Source organism: Pseudomonas sp. HN11, from assembly GCF_021390155.1.
GTDB lineage: Bacteria > Pseudomonadota > Gammaproteobacteria > Pseudomonadales > Pseudomonadaceae > Aquipseudomonas.
This window is the reverse complement of sequence record NZ_CP089985.1, coordinates 2,590,734-2,610,311: the sequence shown is the minus strand read 5'-3', so window position 1 is coordinate 2,610,311 and position 19,578 is coordinate 2,590,734. Positions and strand designations below refer to the sequence as shown.

General features: G+C 61.0%; 19 protein-coding genes. 11 read left to right on the top strand and 8 right to left on the bottom strand.

The features are described from left to right. The 6 genes from LVW35_RS11880 (at window position 1) to LVW35_RS11855 (ending at window position 8,314) form a co-directional block, all read left to right on the top strand. Window positions 1–1,830, top strand: a complete 1,830-nt coding sequence (locus tag LVW35_RS11880; protein ID WP_233895683.1) for an extracellular solute-binding protein — start codon at window positions 1–3, stop codon at window positions 1,828–1,830. Next, window positions 1,827–3,665 (top strand): extracellular solute-binding protein, encoded by a 1,839-nt coding sequence (locus tag LVW35_RS11875; RefSeq protein ID WP_233895681.1) that lies wholly within the window; start codon window positions 1,827–1,829, stop codon window positions 3,663–3,665. The genes LVW35_RS11880 and LVW35_RS11875 overlap by 4 nt, the downstream gene beginning before the upstream one ends. Continuing rightward, window positions 3,666–4,742, top strand: a complete 1,077-nt coding sequence (locus LVW35_RS11870; RefSeq protein ID WP_025857226.1) for a microcin C ABC transporter permease YejB — start codon at window positions 3,666–3,668, stop codon at window positions 4,740–4,742. A 1-nt stretch (window position 4,743) separates the two neighbouring features. Beyond that, complete coding sequence (locus LVW35_RS11865; protein WP_233895679.1) at window positions 4,744–5,763, top strand: ABC transporter permease; 1,020 nt, start codon at window positions 4,744–4,746, stop codon at window positions 5,761–5,763. A 1-nt stretch (window position 5,764) separates the two neighbouring features. Continuing rightward, window positions 5,765–7,366, top strand: a complete 1,602-nt coding sequence (locus LVW35_RS11860; RefSeq protein WP_233895678.1) for an ABC transporter ATP-binding protein — start codon at window positions 5,765–5,767, stop codon at window positions 7,364–7,366. Window positions 7,367–7,438: 72 nt separating this feature from the next. Continuing rightward, on the top strand, window positions 7,439–8,314 hold the full coding sequence (locus LVW35_RS11855) for an AraC family transcriptional regulator (RefSeq protein ID WP_233896452.1): 876 nt from the start codon (window positions 7,439–7,441) through the stop codon (window positions 8,312–8,314). Here the strand turns inward: LVW35_RS11855 and LVW35_RS11850 are convergent. Beyond that, window positions 8,256–8,843, bottom strand: coding sequence for a LysE family translocator (locus LVW35_RS11850; protein WP_233895677.1), 588 nt, complete (start codon window positions 8,841–8,843; stop codon window positions 8,256–8,258). The two genes, LVW35_RS11855 and LVW35_RS11850, sit on opposite strands and share 59 nt — an antisense overlap. Window positions 8,844–9,180: 337 nt before the next feature. On the opposite strand from LVW35_RS11850, the gene LVW35_RS11845 reads away from it, so the two are divergent. Further along, window positions 9,181–10,023, top strand: coding sequence for an alpha/beta fold hydrolase (locus LVW35_RS11845; protein ID WP_233895676.1), 843 nt, complete (start codon window positions 9,181–9,183; stop codon window positions 10,021–10,023). Window positions 10,024–10,059: 36 nt separating this feature from the next. Continuing rightward, a complete protein-coding gene (locus tag LVW35_RS11840; RefSeq protein WP_233895675.1) occupies window positions 10,060–10,206 on the top strand; it encodes a TetR/AcrR family transcriptional regulator in 147 nt (48 codons plus the stop codon). A gap of 6 nt (window positions 10,207–10,212) precedes the next feature. On the opposite strand, the gene LVW35_RS11835 is transcribed toward LVW35_RS11840, so the two are convergent. Beyond that, a complete protein-coding gene (locus tag LVW35_RS11835; protein ID WP_233895674.1) occupies window positions 10,213–10,647 on the bottom strand; it encodes a winged helix-turn-helix transcriptional regulator in 435 nt (144 codons plus the stop codon). Between the two features lie 106 nt (window positions 10,648–10,753). On the opposite strand from LVW35_RS11835, the gene LVW35_RS11830 reads away from it, so the two are divergent. Then, window positions 10,754–11,452 (top strand): SDR family oxidoreductase, encoded by a 699-nt coding sequence (locus LVW35_RS11830; protein ID WP_233895673.1) that lies wholly within the window; start codon window positions 10,754–10,756, stop codon window positions 11,450–11,452. On the opposite strand, the gene LVW35_RS11825 is transcribed toward LVW35_RS11830, so the two are convergent. Then, complete coding sequence (locus tag LVW35_RS11825) at window positions 11,442–12,314, bottom strand: NAD(P)/FAD-dependent oxidoreductase (protein WP_233895672.1); 873 nt, start codon at window positions 12,312–12,314, stop codon at window positions 11,442–11,444. The genes LVW35_RS11830 and LVW35_RS11825 overlap by 11 nt on opposite strands. A 144-nt stretch (window positions 12,315–12,458) precedes the next feature. Between LVW35_RS11825 and LVW35_RS11820 the strand changes: the two genes are divergently transcribed. Then, complete coding sequence (locus LVW35_RS11820; RefSeq protein ID WP_233895670.1) at window positions 12,459–12,896, top strand: Rrf2 family transcriptional regulator; 438 nt, start codon at window positions 12,459–12,461, stop codon at window positions 12,894–12,896. On the opposite strand, the gene LVW35_RS11815 is transcribed toward LVW35_RS11820, so the two are convergent. Together LVW35_RS11815 and LVW35_RS11810 are read right to left on the bottom strand one after the other, a co-directional pair. After that, window positions 12,893–13,522 (bottom strand): ribonuclease T2, encoded by a 630-nt coding sequence (locus LVW35_RS11815; protein WP_233895668.1) that lies wholly within the window; start codon window positions 13,520–13,522, stop codon window positions 12,893–12,895. The two genes, LVW35_RS11820 and LVW35_RS11815, sit on opposite strands and share 4 nt — an antisense overlap. A gap of 35 nt (window positions 13,523–13,557) precedes the next feature. Continuing rightward, complete coding sequence (locus tag LVW35_RS11810; RefSeq protein WP_233895666.1) at window positions 13,558–14,538, bottom strand: Gfo/Idh/MocA family protein; 981 nt, start codon at window positions 14,536–14,538, stop codon at window positions 13,558–13,560. A 127-nt stretch (window positions 14,539–14,665) separates the two neighbouring features. Between LVW35_RS11810 and LVW35_RS11805 the strand changes: the two genes are divergently transcribed. Further along, window positions 14,666–15,028, top strand: coding sequence for an NUDIX hydrolase (locus LVW35_RS11805; RefSeq protein WP_233895664.1), 363 nt, complete (start codon window positions 14,666–14,668; stop codon window positions 15,026–15,028). Here the strand turns inward: LVW35_RS11805 and LVW35_RS11800 are convergent. Genes LVW35_RS11800 through rocD form a run of 3 tightly spaced genes read right to left on the bottom strand, consistent with a single transcriptional unit; the run spans window position 15,014 to window position 19,564 of the window. Then, window positions 15,014–15,727 carry a transporter substrate-binding domain-containing protein gene (locus tag LVW35_RS11800; protein WP_233895663.1) on the bottom strand — a complete coding sequence of 238 codons (714 nt, stop codon included), beginning with the start codon at window positions 15,725–15,727 and terminating at the stop codon, window positions 15,014–15,016. The two genes, LVW35_RS11805 and LVW35_RS11800, sit on opposite strands and share 15 nt — an antisense overlap. Then, entirely contained in the window at window positions 15,720–18,374 is a 2,655-nt protein-coding gene (gene acnA / locus LVW35_RS11795; protein ID WP_233895662.1) for an aconitate hydratase AcnA, read from the bottom strand. The genes LVW35_RS11800 and acnA overlap by 8 nt, the downstream gene beginning before the upstream one ends. Further along, window positions 18,371–19,564 (bottom strand): ornithine--oxo-acid transaminase, encoded by a 1,194-nt coding sequence (rocD, locus tag LVW35_RS11790; RefSeq protein WP_233895661.1) that lies wholly within the window; start codon window positions 19,562–19,564, stop codon window positions 18,371–18,373. The genes acnA and rocD overlap by 4 nt, the downstream gene beginning before the upstream one ends. Window positions 19,565–19,578: the final 14 nt, after the last annotated feature.

Genomic DNA, 19,578 nt, shown 5'->3' with positions numbered 1-19,578 from the left:
TTGAAGCGTCCCCTCCTTCTACTAATAAGTCTGGCCTTGAGCTTTGGTGCGAACGCGACGATTACCGAGAGCCACGGTTATACGCAGTTCGGCGTGCTCAAGTACCCGGCCAAATTCACCCACTTCGATTGGGTCAACCCTGCAGCGCCGAAAGGCGGGACATTGCGGGTCATGGCATTTGGCACCTTCGATACACTCAACCCCTATACGTTCAAAGGCTCCAGTCCGGTTTCGACCCCCAATTTCCTGCAATATGGCGTCAATGAGCTAAACGAGCCGTTAATGGTCGGCACCGGCCAGTACGCGCCGTCCGGTGATGAACCCACCTCCAGCTATGGGCTGATCGCGCAATCAGTGGAGTACAGCGAGGACCGCAGTTGGGTGGTGTTCAACCTGCGCCCGGAAGCCCGCTTCCACGATGGCAAGCCGATCACCGCCTATGACGTGGCGTTTTCCTATCGCACCCTGCTGACCGAAGGCCACCCGCAATACCGCACCAACCTGCAGGAAGTGGCGCGGGTGGACATCCTCAACCGTCACCGCATCCGCTTTGTGTTCAAGCGCGCCGGCAATCCGTTGCTGATCCTGCGCCTGGGCGAATTGCCGGTATTGCCTCAGCACTACTGGAAAAACCGCGACTTCAAGGCCACCACCTTCGATCCGCCCCTGGGCAGTGGGCCGTACCGCATCAGCAAGGTCAGCCCTGGCCGGCAATTGGTGTTCGAACGGGTCAAGGACTATTGGGGCAAGGACCTGCCGGTCAATCAAGGTTTCTATAACTACGACAAGGTCGAAGTGGAGTTCTACCGCGACAGCGACGTGGCCTTCGAAGCCTTCAAGGCCGGCGAGTTTGACATCTACATCGAGCACCAGGCCAAGAACTGGGCCAATGGCTACAACTTCCCCGCGGTGAACCGTGGCGAGGTGATCAAGGCGCAGATCGCCCACCAGATCCCGACCCAGAGCCAGGGCCTGTTCATGAACAGCCGGCGCCCGATCTTCAGCCAGACCAAGGTCCGCGAAGCATTGGGGCTGATGTTCGACTTCGAGTGGACCAACCGAACGCTGTTCAGCGGCGCCTACAAACGCACCTTGAGCTATTACCCCAACAGTGAATTCTCCGCCACTGGCGTTCCCACCGGCCATGAATGGCTGATGCTCTCGCCGTACCGCGAGCAATTGCCGGCCAACCTGTTCACCCAGCCGTTCAGCCTGCCCCAGACCGACGGGCGCGGCATCCCCCGCGAGACCATGCGCCGCGCCCTGGCCCTGCTCGGTGACGCCGGCTGGAAACTCTCCGGCCAACGCCTGCTCAACAAGGACGGCCAACCGCTGCGCTTTGAGATCCTGCTGGTCAACCCGAACCTGGAGCGCATCCTGCAGCCCTATGTCGAGAACCTGATCAGCGTCGGTATCGACGCGCGCCTGCGCACCGTCGATCGCGCCCAGTACAAGCAGCGCCTGGATCAATTCGACTTCGACATGATCCTGATCACTCTCAACCAGACCTTGAGCCCCGGCCTTGAGCAGTGGCAGTACTTCCACTCCAGCCAGGCCGCGATCAAGGGCAGCAAAAACTACGCGGGCATCGCCAACCCGATTGTCGATCACCTGCTGGAACAACTGCTGGCCGCCAAGACACGCGAAGAGCAACTGGCCGCCGGCCGTGCCCTGGACCGGGTGCTGCTGTGGCAGCACTACAGTATTCCCAACTGGTACCTCAACTATCATCGCTTGGCGTACCGCAACCGGTTCGCCTTTGTCACCACGCCGCCTTATAGCCTGGGCCTGAGCGCGTGGTGGCTGAAAGCTTCGGAGAAAGCCCAATGATGTATTTGCGTACTGCACTGCTCGGCGGCCTGCTGCTGTGCACCGCGGCTCAGGCCGCCCCGCAACATGCGTTGACGCTCTACAACGAACCGCCGAAATACCCCGCTGACTTCAAGCACTTCGACTACGTGAATCCGGACGCGCCCAAGGGCGGCACGTTCCGCGAGTCGGCCATGGGCGGTTTCGACAGCCTGAACCCGTACATCAGCAAAGGCGTGCCGGCCGACAACCTCGGCCTGATCTACGACACCCTGGCCATGCAAAGCCTGGACGAACCCATCACCGAATACGGCCTGGTCGCCGGCAAGATCGAAAAAGCCCCGGACAATAGCTGGGTACGCTTCTACCTGCGACCCGAAGCACGCTTCCACGACGGCCACCCGATCCGTGCCGAAGACGTGGTGTTCACCTTCCAGGAACTGATCAAGGAAGGCTCGCCGATCTACCGCACCTACTACGCTGACGTCGACGAAGTGGTGGCCGAAGACCCGTTGAAGGTGCTGTTCAAATTCAAGCGCACCAACAACCGCGAATTGCCGCTGATCCTCGGGCAACTGCCGGTATTGCCCAAGCATTGGTGGGCCACCCGCGATTTTGCCAAGGGCAACCTCGAAGTGCCGCTGGGCAGCGGGCCGTACAAGGTCGCCGAGGTCAAGGCCGGGCGCATGATCCGCTACGAGCGGGTCAAGGATTACTGGGCCAAGGACCTGCCGGTCGCCAAGGGTTTCTACAACTTCGATAACCGCATCACTGACTATTACCGCGACAGCACCGTCTCCCTGGAAGCGTTGAAGGCCGGGCAGTTCGACTACTGGCTGGAATTCAGTGCCAAGAACTGGGCGAATGCCTACAACATTCCGGCCGTGACCGAGGGCCGTTTGATCAAGGAAGAAATCCCCAACGGCAACCCCACCGGCATGCAGGGTTTTGTATTCAACATGCGCAAACCGATGTTCCAGGACGTGCGCGTACGCAAGGCCATCAGCTTGTTGCTGGATTTCGAATGGAGCAACAAACAGCTGTTCAACGGCGCCTACACCCGAACCCGCAGTTACTTTGAAAACTCGGAGATGGCCGCTACCGGCTTGCCTGACGCGGATGAGCTGAAGATTCTCGAGCCGTTGCGCGACAAGATCCCGCCCGAAGTCTTCACCCAGGCCTTCGAACCGGCCAAGACCGACGGCAGCGGCATGATCCGCACCCAGCAGCGCGAAGCCTACCAACTGCTGCAGGAAGCCGGCTGGCGTATCGTCGACGACAAGATGGTCGACACCACCGGCAAACCGGTGAAAATCGAGTTTCTGCTGGCGCAGACCGAGTTCGAACGCATCCTGCTGCCCTTCAAGCGCAATTTGGCTGATCTGGGCATCGAGCTGGTGATCCGTCGGGTCGACGTCTCGCAGTTCATCAACCGTATTCGCTCGCGGGACTTCGACATGCTGGTGGGCAGCTTTCCGCAGTCCACTTCGCCGGGTAACGAACAGCGCGAGTTCTGGAAATCCTCCAGCGCCGACAAGCCCGGCAGCCGCAACTACATGGGCCTCAAGGACCCGGCCATCGACCAACTGGTCGAAGAGCTGATCGACGCCGACTCGCGCAAAAGCCTGGTAGCCCACGCCAAGGCCCTGGACCGCGTGTTGCAGTTCGGCTACTACGTGATCCCGAACTGGCATATCAAGACCTTCCGCGTGGCGTATTGGGACCATTTGGGCCACCCGAAAGTCCCACCGCGCTACGACGTCGGCACCGCCACCTGGTGGGCCAAGCCTGATGTAAAACCCGCCGTCACCTTAGACCCGAACACAAGCGCCGATCCGGCGAGCGGAGGCGATTAAATGCTGGCCTATATCTTTCGCCGCCTGTTGCTGATCATCCCCACGCTGTTCGGGATCCTGCTGATCAACTTCGTCATCATCCAGGCCGCCCCCGGTGGCCCGGTGGAGCAGATGATCGCCAAGCTGGAAGGCTTTGAAGGCGCCACCAGCCGCATTGCCGGTGGTGGTGCCGAAGTGTCGGTGGCCGGTTCCAGCAGCTACCGTGGTGCCCAGGGCCTGGACCCGGCGTTGATCAAGGAAATCGAGAAGATGTACGGCTTCGACAAATCGGCGCCGGAACGCTTGTGGATCATGGTCAAGAACTACGCCCAGCTGGACTTTGGTGATAGCTTCTTCCGTGACGCCAAGGTCATCGACCTGATCAAGGAAAAGATGCCAGTGTCCATTTCCCTCGGGTTATGGAGCACGCTGATCATGTACCTGGTGTCGATTCCCCTGGGGATCGCCAAGGCCACGCGGCACGGCAGCCATTTTGATGTGTGGACCAGTTCGGCAATCATTGTCGGCTACGCGATCCCGGCATTCCTGTTTGCGATTTTGCTGATCGTGGTGTTTGCCGGCGGTAGTTACCTGGATTGGTTCCCCTTGCGTGGGCTCACGTCTAACAACTTTGACGAGCTGAGCTGGGGCGGCAAGATCCTCGATTACTTCTGGCACCTGGCGCTGCCGATCACGGCCCTGGTGATCGGCAACTTCGCCACCATGACCCTGCTGACCAAGAACAGCTTCCTTGACGAGATCAACAAACAGTATGTGATCACCGCCAAAGCCAAGGGCTTGACCAACCACCGCGTGCTGTACGGCCATGTGTTCCGCAACGCGATGCTGCTGGTAATCGCCGGTTTCCCTTCGGCGTTCATCGGGATTTTCTTCACCGGCTCCTTGCTGGTGGAAGTGATCTTTTCCCTCGACGGCCTGGGCCTGATGAGCTTTGAAGCGGCGATCAACCGCGACTACCCGGTGGTGTTTGGCACGCTGTTTATCTTCACCCTGCTGGGGCTGATCGTGAAACTGATCGGCGACCTCACCTATACCCTTGTCGATCCGCGCATCGACTTTGCCAGCCGGGAGCATTGAGATGAATCTATCCCCCCTCAATCGCCGCCGGTTCGAGCGGTTCAAGGCCAACAAACGTGGCTGGTGGTCGTTGTGGCTGTTCCTGATTCTGTTCGTGCTGAGCCTGGGCGCCGAGCTGATAGCCAATGACAAGCCATTGGCTGTGCACTACGACGGCGGTTGGTATTTCCCGGCGCTCAAGCGCTACCCGGAAACTACCTTTGGCGGTGAATTCCCCCTGGAGGCCAACTACAAGAGCCCATATATCGAGGAACTGCTCAAGGCCAAGGACGCCTGGACGTTATGGGCGCCGATCCCGTTCAGCTACCAGAGCATCAACTACGACCTCAAGGTGCCGGCCCCCGCGCCGCCCTCTTCCGTGAACTGGCTGGGCACCGATGACCAGGGCCGCGATGTACTGGCGCGGGTAATCTACGGCTTTCGTGTATCAGTGCTGTTTGCCCTGACCCTGACCGTGCTCAGCTCGATCATCGGCGTGATCGCCGGCGCCCTGCAGGGCTTCTACGGCGGTTGGGTGGACCTGGCCGGGCAGCGCTTCCTGGAGATCTGGTCCGGGTTGCCGGTGCTGTACTTGCTGATCATCCTGGCCAGTTTTGTGCAGCCCAACTTCTGGTGGTTGCTGGGCATCATGCTGCTGTTCTCGTGGATGAGCCTGGTGGACGTGGTACGCGCCGAGTTCCTGCGCGGGCGCAACCTGGAATACGTGCGCGCCGCCAGGGCCTTGGGCATGCAAAATGGCGCGATCATGTTCCGCCATATCCTGCCCAATGCGATGGTGTCGACCATGACCTTCATGCCGTTCATTCTCACCGGCGCCATCGGCACCCTCACCGCCCTGGACTTCCTTGGCTTCGGTTTGCCGGCAGGTTCGCCGTCCCTGGGTGAACTGGTGGCCCAAGGCAAATCCAACCTGCAAGCGCCATGGCTGGGCATGAGTGCCTTTGCCGTGCTGGCGATCATGCTGAGTTTGCTGGTGTTTATCGGCGAGTCCGCTCGCGATGCCTTCGACCCGAGGAAATGAGATGAATCAGAATAATCTGATCGAAATCCGCGACCTCTCCGTCGAGTTCGTCACGGGCGACCATCACCACCGCGTGGTGAACAACGTCAGCTTCGACATCAAGCGCGGCGAGACCATCGCCCTGGTGGGTGAAAGCGGTTCGGGCAAATCCGTGACCGCCCACTCGATTCTGCGCCTGCTGCCTTACCCGCTGGCGCGGCATCCCTCCGGCACCATCAACTATGCCGGGCAGGACCTGCTGACGCTGAAAGAAAAAACCATCCGCCACATTCGCGGCAACCGCATTGCGATGATCTTCCAGGAGCCGATGACCTCGTTGAACCCGCTGCACTCCATCGAGAAGCAGATCAACGAAGTGCTCGGCCTGCACAAGGGGCTGCAAGGCAAGGTCGCCACCCAGCGAACCCTGGAATTGCTGGAGCTGGTGGGCATTCCCGAACCGCACAAACGCCTCAAGGCCCTGCCCCATGAGCTGTCCGGCGGCCAGCGCCAGCGGGTGATGATCGCCATGGCATTGGCCAATGAGCCGGAGTTGCTGATTGCCGATGAACCGACCACGGCGCTGGATGTGACGGTGCAGTTGAAGATCCTGGAATTGCTCAAGGAATTGCAGGCGCGCCTTGGCATGGCACTGCTGCTGATCAGCCATGACCTGAACCTGGTACGACGGATCGCTCACCGCGTGTGCGTGATGCAGAAGGGTTGCATCGTCGAGCAGGCCGATTGTGAAACGCTGTTCCAGACGCCGCAACACCTGTACACCCAGGAACTGTTGGCGGCGGAACCAAGCGGAGGCCCGGACACCAACGTGATCGGCCCGCCGCTGCTGGAAGTCGATGACCTGAAGGTGTGGTTCCCGATCAAGAAGGGCTTTTTGCGCAACATCGTCGATTACGTCAAGGCGGTGGACGGCATCAACTTCAGCCTGCCACAGGGGCAGACCCTGGGCATTGTCGGTGAAAGCGGCTCGGGCAAATCCACACTGGGCTTGGCAATTCTACGGTTGATCGCCAGCAAGGGCAGGATTCGTTTTGAAGGCCAGCAACTGGACAAGCTGACCCAGCAGCAGGTACGCCCGCTGCGCCGAGAAATGCAGGTAGTGTTCCAGGACCCGTTCGGCAGCCTGAGCCCGCGCATGTGCGTCAGCGAGATCGTCGGCGAAGGCTTGCGCATCCACAAGATGGGCACGCCGGCCGAGCAGGAAGCGGCGATCATCGCGGCGCTCAAGGAAGTGGGCCTCGACCCTGAATCCCGCCACCGCTATCCCCACGAGTTCTCCGGCGGCCAGCGCCAACGCATCGCCATCGCCCGCGCCTTGGTACTCAAGCCCCGCCTGATCCTGCTCGATGAGCCCACCTCGGCACTCGATCGCACGGTGCAGCGCCAGGTGGTGGAGTTGCTGCGCAGTTTGCAGGCCAAGTACAACCTGACCTATCTGTTTATCAGCCATGATTTGGCGGTGGTGAAGGCGCTGAGTCACCAGTTGATGGTGGTCAAGCATGGGCAGGTAGTAGAACAAGGGGATGCCAAGGCGATTTTTGCCGATCCGCAGCATGCCTACACCCGGCAACTGCTGGAGGCAGCGTTTCTCGTACCCGCCTGACCGAACAACGGTAAGTGAAGCAGCCGCGCTCAAGTACCTGAAGGAGGCGCCACCATGCTGTCGAAAACGTTCATGCACCCGGCGCACGCGCCGCGCTTCTGGCGCGACGAGCGCCTGCCCTTCATCGAAGCGCGCACCATCGACGATGGGCGCAAGGTGACCTATACCCGGCATGCCCATGAGCATTTTTCCATCGGTGCCGTAACGACCGGCCGCAGCTATTACCACTACGGTGCCAACACCTTTGAGATCAGCGCTGGCACCGTGGTGCTGATGAACCCCGGCGACGTACATGCCTGCAACCCCATCGCCAATGAGCCGTGGTCCTATCAGATGATGTACCTCGACACCCCTTGGCTGACGGATTTACAGCACCAGTTGGGGTTCGGCACCGAGCAGGGTTATCGGCCCTTCAACACGCCCTACACCCGGGACACGGTGTTGTATCGCGGCTTGCTGGCGTTGTACCGACTGTTGGTGGACGAGCAGGCCGAGCACCTGCAAAAACAGAGCGCGTTGGTGAGTTACTTCAGCGACGTGCAGCAGCGCCTCAACCCCTCAAACGCGCCGCTACGCGAGGTCAACCACAAGCTCGAGCGCGCCGCCGAATACATCCGCGAACACTGCACGCAAACTCTGAAACTGGAAGATATCTGTGGGGCGGCCGAGCTGTCACCGTCCTACCTGATCCGCGCGTTCAAGCAGTATTACGGACTCACGCCCCATGCATTCCTGGTCAACCAGCGCATCCAGTTTGCCCGTACGCAATTGCGCCACGGCGAACTGATTGCCGATGTGGCTCTGGCCGCAGGGTTTGCTGACCAGGCGCATTTCCAACGCGCCTTCAAGCAGCATTTTGCTGCGACGCCGGGGCAGTACCGCGACCGGCTCAAGCGATCAGCAGATAACCCACACTGGCCACCAGCAACGCGGCCATTGAGCGGTTGAATACGCGCACGCCTCGGGGATTGCTCAAATAGCGGCGCAGGAACGTTCCGGCGTAAGCCCAACAGGCTACCGACAGATAGCAGATCACCAGATAAAGGCTTGCGAACAGCCACACCTGCCGGGCATCGCCATCCGCCACAAACAGGCCCATCCCCGCCACACACGCCAGCCACGCCTTGGGGTTGAGCCATTGCATGATCGCGCCATAGAGCATCGACGGTGCCGTGGCAGTGCCCTCGGCGTCCAGGCGGCCGTTGTCCACCGCCAGCTTCCAGGCCATGTACAGCAGGAAGGCCACCCCACCCCACTGGATCAACTGAGTCAGGATCGGCCAGCGCACCAATACTTCATGCAACCCCAGGCCGATCAGCACCAGCAGCACGGTGAAGCCGACGGCAGCGCCAAACACGTGTTTCTGGCTGGCGACAAAACCGAAGCGCGCGCCCGAACTCAGTGCCACCACATTCACCGGTCCCGGCGTGATGGACGTGGCCAGCGCGAAGGCAGCCATGGAAATGATCAAGCTCATTGCTATTCCTTTTTATTCGAACGAGTGACGATGAGCCACGGTAAAGGGCAAATGGAGCGCGGTATTGAACAAAATGCCCCCTGGAGAACTATTTTGCATACACCTGCAGGCTTAATGCCCTCCAAGTGATGGCGGGCTGGCAACCACGTCCGGCCAGCGAGGCGCTGAACGATTGTGCCAATAGCCCGATCACCCACAAGTTAGATGCTTTTATTCCATTGATATAACTGCATTTTTTCTTTCGAATGGCACGTTTCGATAGGCAAAAATGCGTACTTCCCTTGCCGGAGCCGGTGCTAGAGTTCAGCCTCCTACTCATCGCAAAAAAGGATCCGCCATGTCACGTCGTCTGTTGGCAGCTGCCTGCCTGATGCTGTCTTTTTCCGCTGTTCAAGCCGCTGAACGCTGGGAAACCCTGCCGCCAACACCCGCCGCCGTGGCCGGCGCGAAGACCGGCTACGCCGCCGTCAACGGCATCAAGGTCTACTACACCCGTACCGGCCATGGTTCTCCGGTGGTGCTGCTGCACGGCGGCCTGTCCAATTCTGACTATTGGGGCAACCAGGTCAAGGCGCTGTCTGCCAAACACACCGTGATCAGCATCGACAGCCGTGGCCACGGGCGCAGCTCGCGGGACGACAAACCCTTCGGTTATGACCTGATGGCCCATGACGTGGTCGCCGTACTCGACAGCCTGAAAATCCCCCGCGCCGATATCGTCGGCTGGAGCGACGGCGCGATCATCGGCATAGACCTGGCCCTGCGTCACCCGGACCGCATCGGCAAAGTGTTCGCCTTCGCCGCCAACACCCAGACCGCGGGCGTGAAGGATGGCGTCGAGAAAAACCCGACCTTCGCCGCCTTCATCGAACGCGCGGGCAAGGAGTACGCCAAGCTGTCGCCGACGCCGAAAGAGTACGATGCATTTGTCGAGCAGATCAGCCATATGTGGGCCAGCCAACCGAACTGGACCGACGCGCAACTGCAAAGCATCAAGACGCCGATCCTGATTGCCGACGGCGACCATGACGAAGCGATCAAGCGCGAACATACCGAGTACATGGCGGCGACCATCCCCGGTGCCGGCCTGCTGATTCTGCCGAACACCAGCCACTTTGCCTTCCTGCAAGACCCGGCATTGTTCAATGCGGCACTGCTGGGCTTCCTCGACAGTAAATAGCCCCTGTACTCTGTCGGCGCGCCAGGCTTGCTGATCATGCTGCATTCGGCGTTGGTGATGGCGCTGGTGCCGGGGTTCCAAGTGGTGCGCCAGATGCTGGAACTGTCGGCGCTGGCCAAGGCCGATTCACAGAGGCTGATCGACCTGCTGACGCCGCTGTTTCAGCAGTTGGTGGATGGCTGAGACGCTTCAAGCCACCGGCATTTGGGTGACGATATCTGCGATGCCCAACACCCGCCCATCCTCAGCGACGATTTCAACCTTGCGCAATGGCTTGAGTGAGCGCGCATCCAGCACCTGAGCCCCCGCCTCCTCAGGCTCGGTGAAGGCTTGCCCCCACTGCGCCAAGGTCACCAGCACGGGCATCAGCGCGCGCCCCTTGTCGGTAAGCTGATATTCGCTGCGCGCGCCGACTTCGCTGGTTTGCAGCAGGCCTTGCTCGACCATGTCCTTGAGACGGGTGGCGAGGATGTTTTTCGCCACGCCCAGATGCTTCTGGAAATCACCGAAGCGCGTTACCCCGGCGAACGCATCACGGATGATCAGCAGCGTCCACCAGTCGCCCACCACGTCCAGGGCCCGGGCCACCGGGCAGCCATCGCCTTCCAGGCATTTGCGTTTCATCGTCGGCCCTCCGGGCAGTTGAAAAATCAGGTTGCATTATAGGACCAACAAGCACAGGATAAAAACGGTTTCATCATTAAACCTAATTTGTAGCCTGGAGCTAATCATGGATATTCGTGGAAAAGTGGTATTGGTGACCGGTGCCAATCGCGGCCTGGGCAAAGCTTTCGTCAACGCCTTGCTGAAAGGCGGTGCGGCCAAGGTCTATGCCGGTGCGCGGGACCCAAGCAGCGTGAACATTCCCGGCAGTACGCCGATTGCACTCGACATCACCGACCAGGCCAGTGTGCAGCGCGCCGCCGAGCAGTGCACGGATGTCAGCATCGTGGTCAACAACGCGGGGTTCCTGAAGTACGGCTCATTGCTGGCGCAAGACAGCGTCGAGAACCTGCAACAGCACTTTGACGTGAACACCTTTGGCACCTTGCGCGTCAGCCGTGCTTTTGCGCCGATCCTGGCCAGGCACGGCGGCGGCGCGTTGATCAATGTGCTATCGGTATTGAGCTGGTTGAGCCCGCCCGGTACCGGTGGCTACAGCACCTCGAAATCCGCCCAGTGGGGCCTCACCAATGGCCTGCGCGGCGAACTGCGTGAGCAGAACACCTTGGTGATTGGCGTGCACCCTGCGTACATCGACACCGACATGGTGGCCGATGTGCAGGCACCAAAAAGCACGCCCCAGGAAGTGGTCGCTCTTACCTTGCAGGCCCTGAGCGAGGACCGTGAAGAAGTGCTGATCACCGACATGACCCATGCAGTGAAAGCCTCCTTGTCCACCGACAGCCCGGTCTACCTCAACCGTTGATCAAAGAAAAATGCGCGCCCACCCCGGCGCGCACGCCTTCGGCCACGGCCAGCGCCACGGAACCGGCGGCGAGGGATGTATCGCCACAGGCAAACACGCCAGGCACGGAGGTCTGGCGCATGTCGTTGGTGTGAAGGTAAGGGCCGGTGGGACCGTCGGCCAACTCGCAAGCCAGTTGCTCGGCCAAAGGGCTGATTCGGGTGCGGGACATCGTGAAAATGCCGTCGAGCTTGAATACCTGGCCGTCGTCCAACTCCAGGTCAGCACGCTCACCGCGAATGCACCGTACCGCTGCGCCTTCCACGCCGACCCCACGCCGATCCAACTGCGCCTGCTGCTCGGCATCCGGGGTAAATACGCCATTGGTGAACAAGGTGGTGGTGCCCCAGTCCGGCAACATCAGCGCATGGTGCATGGCAAGCGGTGAGGTGGCGAGTACGCCGATGCGGCCTTGATTCAGCTCATAGCCATGGCAGTAAGGGCAGTGGAATACATGCTTGCCCCAGCGTTCTTCAAGGCCTTCGATGCTGGGCAACACGTCGACAACGCCGGTGGCGAGGATCAAGCGTTTGCCTTCAAAGGTGCCGTTATGTTCGGTGCGAACCCTGAAGCCTTCAGCCTGGACCACGCGATCCTGCACCCAAGTGACCGTCGGGTATTCCATCAATTGGGCGCGACCTTCGGCAGCGATCATCTCCGGCGCCTGACCATCCTGGCCGAGAAAGCCGTGGGACGTGGCCGCAAAGCGGTTACGCCGCTGCCCCGCATCAATCACCAACACCTGACGCCTCGCCCGCGCCAACTGCAGGCCTGCCGACAGGCCGGCATAGCTACCGCCCACGATAATCACGTCGTACATCATGAAAATGACCCCATGCTGTGTGCGCTCGGTTATCCAAGCGCCTTCACGACACACCATAAGTTACATAAAAATAGGTCGTCAAGGGTCTCGCAACTTTTAGGGTTACGAACGATACTTTCAGCCTATTCGACCCGAGGCCCCTTGATGAGAAACGACACCCGCCTTTCGCGCATGCTCCACGTGCTGATCCATATGGGGCGCCATGAAGAACGCGCCACGTCGGAAACCATCGCGCAGATGCTCGGCACCAACCCGGTGGTGGTGCGGCGCACGCTCGGGTTGCTCAAGGAAAAGGGGTATGTCCGCTCGGAAAAGGGCCACCAGGGCGGCTGGAGCCTGGGCAAGCCGTTGAGTGAAATCACCTTGTTGGAGATTCACAACGCTCTGGGCACGCCGTCGATATTTGCCATCGGCTTGTCCACCGACCACCCGCAATGCCTGGTGGAGCAAGCGGTGAATGCCGCGCTGACGGATGCCTTCGAGCAGGCCCAGGCGCTGCTGTTGAAACGCCTGGGCAAGGTCACCCTGGCGCAATTGGCCGAAGATTTTGACGAGCGATACCGCGTGGCGATGTTGCCTTAGCGCTGGGTGGGAATACGGATATCACCGTCGCGGCACTGGGATTTGACGCTGCGCGGGCAGCCGGTGAACGCCAGGTCCTTGGTCAGGCACACCCGCACTTCCGAGAGCACCTTGCCTTTGCAGATCACCGCCAGCCCATGGTTGCCCATGCGCGGGTTGCTCTCGCGGAACAGTGCCTCGATTTCACGGGCTTGCAGCGTTGGCGGCGTGTTGAACGGTTGCAGTTGTTGCGCAATAGTGACCACGCCCAACGCAGCATCGGTTTTTTCCAGGTACGCCAACGGCTCCAAACCGCTGCAGGTGCCATGCTTGGCCCATTCGTGCCGAAGCAGTGAACGGGTCGGGAACAATGCCGCCCCCTTCTCAATCTCTTCACGCTTCAGCTGCGATTGCGGCGAGCACGAAGCCGGCCACCCTCCCCGCGCGTACTGCGGCCACAACCCGTGCAATACAAAGCCGTAGCCTTTGCCCGAGCATTGCTCATTGTCCGGGTGCGCCAGGCAAAAAGTCGGCGACCACGACAACGACAGTACGTAAAAATCAAACTCTCCCGGCGTGCCTTGGCTGCGTGGGGCCGCCATTGCACTGGTGGCCAAAGCCAGCCACAACGCTATCCAGTATCTCATCCGTCAATTCCTTTAAAAACCAAACCCTAGTGCGCTTAGCCAGGGTGATGAGGGTTACGTTGTAGCACCTTGTCGAGAATCCGATCGGTCTTCAGCGCCTCAATGGCCAGAGACGGGTGCTCGGCCTCGCCACGGATATGCGCATTCATCGCCATTACGTGGTGCCACTGGATATGTGCGTGGCACGGTACTTCCAGCACTGCGTTGGTTTCGCCTTCAAGGCGCAGGGGTTGGTCTTCGAAGACCGAGAACTGGATACGCCCACGGCTGCCGATCAGCTCCACCCGGTCTTCACGACAGTCCGCGACAAAGTTCCAGCAGCCCATGCCCAATGCACCCGAAGCGAAGCGCCAGCAGGCCGTCACGGCATCTTCAGCCGCGTAGCGACCTTCCTGACGCGAGGTGTAACCCGACACCTCGATGATGTCCCCGGCCAGGTACTGGAACAGATCAAAGCCATGACTGGCCAAGTCGGCAAAATAACCCCCACCGGCAATTGTCGGGTCGGTACGCCAGTTGGCAGCACTGGCGTCATCGACACCCGGTGGCTTGCACAGGGTCCAGGTCAGGTGGCGCAGCTCGCCGATGCGCCCGTCCCGCAGCCAGTCACGCACTTGCTGGAAACGCGGCAGCGAACGGCGGTAATAGGAAACAAACAGGTGCAACCCGGCACGTTCGAAGGTGCGCTGCATCAACGCGCTTTGTTCGGCGTTCAACGACATGGGCTTCTCGACGCAGCAATGCTTGCCGGCGGCGGCGACCATCAGGCTGTATTCGAGGTGGCTATCGGGCGGCGTGGCGATATACACCGCGTCCACTTGCGGGTCGTTGATGAGTGCCTGGGCGTCGGTGTAAAAGCGCGCAATGCCGTGGCGCGTCGCGTAATCGCGCACCGCTTCTTCACGGCGGCCCATTACGGCGACCAACGCCGAACCTGGTGCTTTGTAGAAAGCCGGTCCACTCTTCAATTCAGTGACACTGCCACAGCCGATCATGCCCCAGCGTACGGTGCTCATCTGCTCTCCTCGTCCGTTTTGATCAATCGGGCAGTATCCACATCCCCACACATCAGCGCCATAACCACTTAACATGACAATTGCATTACACTTTTATGACGCTCATTTTGCTGCGGGGGCACAGACGATGAAAATAAGGGCCACGGTCATTTGCGAACACGAGGGGCATATCCTCTTCGTGCGCAAGTCCAGATCCAAATGGGCGCTGCCGGGGGGCAAGGTCGAACGCAACGAGCGTCCGATCAGCGCCGCCGAACGCGAGCTGGAAGAGGAGACCGGTTTGAACGTGGACGGCTTGCTGTACTTGCAGGAGCTGAAAGCCCGCGACACCCTTCACCACGTATTTGAAGCATCAGTGGTGAACATCGATGACGCGAAACCCTGCAATGAGATCATCGATTGCCAATGGCATCCCTACGGCGCCATGGATGACCTGGACACCACCGACGCCACGCGCCACATCGTCAAATCCTTCCTACGTCGCCTGTAGTTCCGCGCTTTGGCCACTGGCCAACAGACCTCGCTTCACCCCGCCATTTTCTTTCTGCCGTTCGACAAAGGACCTGACGAACGCGGCAGCGGCTGCGTGTGCCACCGGTACGGCCATGGCTTGGCGGATGGTCATGAAGTCGTCCTGCACCAGGCGCCATCGCTCGGTGACCTTGGTTTGCAGAAAGTCCCGCACCCCTGCCGCCGCCTCCAGACCTTGCTCGATAAACCAATCCACCGCTGCGGCTGAGGTGGGCGCCCGAACCAGTTCGGCATGCTCGACCGTGCGGCTCAAGTACAGATCGTAGGCCGCGCCTTCGCCGACGGCGATGCGTCGGCCTGGTGCGTCCAGTTGCGCGACGTGAGTGAAAGGTGAGCCCGCCGCCACCAGATACGTGCCCTTGATCGCTACATACGGTGCGCTGAAGGCAATCTCCCTCTCACGCACCGGCTCGATCGCCAGGAACGCCACGCGCCAGGCATCCTCGGCCAGCGCAGCAAACACCTTACCCGCCGCCTCGAACGTGATGAGTTCCAACTCGACACCCAGCTCTGCAGCCAGTGTCTTGGCCAACGCCACGCAAACGCCTTGAGCCTCTCCGTTCGCGCCGCGTTGCGCCAGCACCGGGTTGCCGAAGTTGATGGCGGCGCGCAGCACGCCATCCGGGGCCAGTTGTTGCAGTACGAGGGGGTCAATCATCACGCGCTCCTTGGCGGGTCCGTTGCACGGTCTTGCGGATTACAAACGGCAGCACGCCGCCGTGCACAAGGTAACCAAGCTCTTGCAGCGAGTCGAGGCGCAACGCTAACCGGCTCATGGTGACACGGCCATCGGCACGATCGATCTGCAGCGTAATCGGGTTTTCGCCGACCTGCAGGTTTTCCAGGCCGAGGAATGTCAGGCGCTCGCCGCCGTCGAGCTGCAAGTGCTGCACCGTCTCCCCTTCGCTGAACACCAACGGCAACACACCCATGCCAATCAGGTTACTGCGATGAATACGCTCGATACTGCGCGCCACTACCGCCTTGATGCCCAGCAGGCTCAGCACCTTTGCCGCCCAATCGCGGCTGGAGCCCGCACCATAGTTGTTCCCGGCGAACAGCACCGTCGGCGTGCCGACGTAGCTCTGTGCGGCCAGGTACAGCGGCTGGTAGACGCTGTGGTCGGCATTCCACGCCCACACGCCCTGACGCGGTGATTGCGATGGGTTCAGCAGGTTGTTCAGGCGCGGGTTGGTAAAGGCACCGCGCACCATCACCTCGTGGTTACTGCGGCGGGTCGAGTACTGGTTGAAATCCACTTCGGCCTCGCCTCTCTCACGCAACCATGCGCCGGCCAGACTCTCCGAGGGAATCGTGCCGGCCGGTGAGATATGGTCAGTGGTGACGTTATCGCCCAGCACCACCAACGCCCTGGCATTGCGCACCGACAAGCGCGTCGCCGGCAACGGCTGCACATCCGCCAGGTACTGCGGACGGCGCAAATAGGTGGAGTCCGGATGCCAGGCAAACTGCACGCTGCCATCGGCCTCCAGCGCCTGCCAGTGATGCGTGCCCCGCCATAGCAGTTCACTACGCTGCTGGAACAACGCTGGCCGCACCACGTGCGCAACTTGCGCTGCCACCTCGGCATCACTGGGCATCAACTCATGCAGGTACACCGGTTTGCCTTGGGCGTCCAGTGCCAGCGGCTGGCTGGACAGGTCGATGTCGATACTCCCGGCAATTGCGTAAGCCACGCACAATGCTGGCGATGCCAGGTAGCCGGCCGGGACTTTCGGGTTGACCCGACCTTCGAAATTGCGATTGCCCGACAGCACCACCACCCCCTTGAGCCCTTGCTCGGCGAAGGCCTCCACATGCGCCTCAAGGCTGCCGGAGTTCCCGATACAGGTCATGCACCCAAAACCCGCCAGCTCAAAGCCCAGCGCGGCAAAGTCCTCCAGCAAGCCTGCCGATTCCAGATAATCCGCCACCACCCGCGAGCCCGGCGACAGCGAGGTTTTCACCCAGGGCCTGCGCCCCACACCACGCGCCCGCGCATTACGCGCCAGCAACCCGGCCTGGATCATCTGCGCCGGATTGGCCGTATTGGTGCAACTGGTGATCGCCGACATCACCACCGCGCCGTGAGTCAGCGGGGCATCAAAGGACGGCTCGAAATACTGTTGTCCGCTCTCACCCTGCACATGCTGGTGAAACGAGGCACCCGCCTGCGCCAGCGACCGACGCTGATGGGGCTGATGGGGCCCGGCCACGCTCGGTTCCACCTGGGCCAGATCCAGTTCGATCAACTCATCGAACTGCGGCTCAGGCTCACCTTCCTGGCGCCACAGCGACTGCGCCGCCATGTAGGCCGAGACCTTGGCCAGCAACGGCGCCGGGCGCGCGCTCAATTCCAGGTAAGACAAGGTCTCGTCATCGAATGGGAAAAACACCACCGTCGCACCATACTCCGGCGCCATGTTCGCCACAGTGCCCCGGGCCGCCCAACTCAATGATGCCAGCCCGGGCCCGCTGAACTCGACAAACTTGCCCACCATGCTGCGCCGACGCAGCAACTCGGTCACGGTCAACGCCAGGTCCGTCGCCGTCACGCCGGGGCGCAAGGCATTGCTCACGCGAATCCCCACCACGTGTGGAAATGGAATCGGCACCGGCTCACCGAGCATCGCCGCCTGCCCTTCCAACCCGCCCACGCCCCATCCCAACACACCGATGGCATTGATCATCGGCGTATGGCTGTCGGTGGCAACCATGCAATCGGGATGCAGCAACACACCGCCGTCAGGAGCCGGGCTTTCCCACACCACCTGCGCGATGGACTCCATGTTCATCTGGTGGATGATGCCCGTGCCGGGTGGGATCACCTTGAAGTTGTCCAGGCTGGCCTGGGCCCACTTGATAAAGCGGTAACGCTCGCTGTTGCGGCGAAAGTCGATATCCAGGTTGGCGTCCACCGCACCGGCTTCAGCGTAGTGCTCGACAATCACCGAATGGTCGATGGTCAACACCGCCGGGATCGCCGGGTTCACCGCCGTCGGGTCACCGCCCAGTTCCGCCACCACATCGCGCATTCCGGCAAAGTCGGCCAGGGCCGGCAGGCAGGTGGTGTCATGGAACATCAGGCGGTTGGGCTGGAACGGCACCTCGCAGTCCGGCCCGTGTCCTGTGGCCCGCGCCAGGACGGCGGACAATGAAGCCGGGGCGCATCGGGCGATGTTTTCCAGCAGGATGCGCAGCGAATAGGGCAGCCGATGCAAGTGCGCCGGGGTCAGCAGCTTATGCAGGTCGATATAGGCGTAGCGCTGCCCGTCAATGTGCAGGTGGTTCAGAGCGTGATTCATAACTGCGCGAATACCCGTTCGATGCGCGCCAGGCCCCAATCCAGTTCCTCGCGGGTGATGGACAATGGCGGTGCAATACGCAGCACGTTTTCGTGGGTTTCCTTGGTCAGCAGTCCCTCGGCAAGCAGCGCCTCACAGATCGGACGCGCATCGCGATCCAGTTCCACACCGACCCATAACCCACGCCCGCGAATCTCGCGGATCGCAGGGGATTTCATCGCCTGGAGGCGTTCCACCAGGTAATGGCCGAGCTGCGCGCTGTTGTCGATCAGGCCTTCGTCCTCCAGCACGTTCAGGGCTTCCAGACCAATCGCAGCAGCCAACGGGTTGCCGCCGAAGGTCGAGCCGTGGCTGCCGGCATCGAACAGGTCCATGATCGAGTGATCCGCCAAAAACGCCGACACCGGCATGATCCCGCCGCCCAGCGCTTTACCGAGGATCAGCCCATCCGGGCGAATGCCTTCATGCTGGAAGGCGAACCACTTGCCGGTACGGCCCAGGCCCGACTGGATCTCATCGAGGATCAGCAAAGTGTTGGTCTCATCGCAGAGTTTGCGCAGCGCTCGCAGGAAGCCGGCCGGCGGCACGCGAATACCGGCTTCGCCCTGGATCGGTTCGATCAGCACGGCGCAGGTGTCGGCCGTGATCGCCTGGCGGAAACTCTCGATATCGCCAAAGCGTGCTTCGGTGAAGCCGTTGCAGAACGGGCCGAAGTCGGCCTTGTAATCAGGTTCGGAGGAAAAGCCGACGATGGTTGAGGTACGCCCGTGGAAATTATTGTCGGCCACCACAATCTTCGCCTGATTCGCGGCGATGCCCTTGACCCGATAACCCCAGCGGCGGGCCGCCTTGATCGCGGTCTCCACGGCTTCGGCGCCACTGTTCATCGGCAGCGCGGAATCGAAACCACTGATGCGGCAGAGTGCCTTGAGGAAGTTGCCCAACGGCTCGCTGTAGAACGCACGGGACACCACGCTGATTTTGTCGATCTGCGTCACGGCGGCGGCGCGGATACGCGGGTGTACATGGCCGTGACTGACGGCGGAATAGGCCGACATCATGTCCAGGTAGCGCATGCCGTCATCGCCAATGGCCCAGACGCCCTCGCCCTTGACGATGACCACCGGCAGTGGCGAATAATTGTGGGCGCAGAATTGGTTTTCGAGGTTGATTGCCGGATTGGTGTGCATGGAGAGTCCTGCCT

What these genes read in the sequence shown, in the direction of transcription:
- LVW35_RS11805 (WP_233895664.1), top strand. Translation starts at nt 14,666, where the DNA reads ATGAAAATAAGGGCCACGGTCATTTGCGAACACGAGGGGCATATCCTC.
- LVW35_RS11875 (WP_233895681.1), top strand. Translation starts at nt 1,827, where the DNA reads ATGATGTATTTGCGTACTGCACTGCTCGGCGGCCTGCTGCTGTGCACC.
- LVW35_RS11870 (WP_025857226.1), top strand. Translation starts at nt 3,666, where the DNA reads ATGCTGGCCTATATCTTTCGCCGCCTGTTGCTGATCATCCCCACGCTG.
- LVW35_RS11840 (WP_233895675.1), top strand. Translation starts at nt 10,060, where the DNA reads ATGCTGCATTCGGCGTTGGTGATGGCGCTGGTGCCGGGGTTCCAAGTG.
- LVW35_RS11850 (WP_233895677.1), bottom strand. Translation starts at nt 8,843, where the DNA reads ATGAGCTTGATCATTTCCATGGCTGCCTTCGCGCTGGCCACGTCCATC.
- LVW35_RS11815 (WP_233895668.1), bottom strand. Translation starts at nt 13,522, where the DNA reads ATGAGATACTGGATAGCGTTGTGGCTGGCTTTGGCCACCAGTGCAATG.
- LVW35_RS11860 (WP_233895678.1), top strand. Translation starts at nt 5,765, where the DNA reads ATGAATCAGAATAATCTGATCGAAATCCGCGACCTCTCCGTCGAGTTC.
- LVW35_RS11800 (WP_233895663.1), bottom strand. Translation starts at nt 15,727, where the DNA reads ATGATTGACCCCCTCGTACTGCAACAACTGGCCCCGGATGGCGTGCTG.
- LVW35_RS11825 (WP_233895672.1), bottom strand. Translation starts at nt 12,314, where the DNA reads ATGATGTACGACGTGATTATCGTGGGCGGTAGCTATGCCGGCCTGTCG.
- LVW35_RS11865 (WP_233895679.1), top strand. Translation starts at nt 4,744, where the DNA reads ATGAATCTATCCCCCCTCAATCGCCGCCGGTTCGAGCGGTTCAAGGCC.
- LVW35_RS11820 (WP_233895670.1), top strand. Translation starts at nt 12,459, where the DNA reads ATGAGAAACGACACCCGCCTTTCGCGCATGCTCCACGTGCTGATCCAT.
- acnA (WP_233895662.1), bottom strand. Translation starts at nt 18,374, where the DNA reads ATGAATCACGCTCTGAACCACCTGCACATTGACGGGCAGCGCTACGCC.
- LVW35_RS11845 (WP_233895676.1), top strand. Translation starts at nt 9,181, where the DNA reads ATGTCACGTCGTCTGTTGGCAGCTGCCTGCCTGATGCTGTCTTTTTCC.
- rocD (WP_233895661.1), bottom strand. Translation starts at nt 19,564, where the DNA reads ATGCACACCAATCCGGCAATCAACCTCGAAAACCAATTCTGCGCCCAC.
- LVW35_RS11830 (WP_233895673.1), top strand. Translation starts at nt 10,754, where the DNA reads ATGGATATTCGTGGAAAAGTGGTATTGGTGACCGGTGCCAATCGCGGC.
- LVW35_RS11810 (WP_233895666.1), bottom strand. Translation starts at nt 14,538, where the DNA reads ATGAGCACCGTACGCTGGGGCATGATCGGCTGTGGCAGTGTCACTGAA.
- LVW35_RS11835 (WP_233895674.1), bottom strand. Translation starts at nt 10,647, where the DNA reads ATGAAACGCAAATGCCTGGAAGGCGATGGCTGCCCGGTGGCCCGGGCC.
- LVW35_RS11855 (WP_233896452.1), top strand. Translation starts at nt 7,439, where the DNA reads ATGCACCCGGCGCACGCGCCGCGCTTCTGGCGCGACGAGCGCCTGCCC.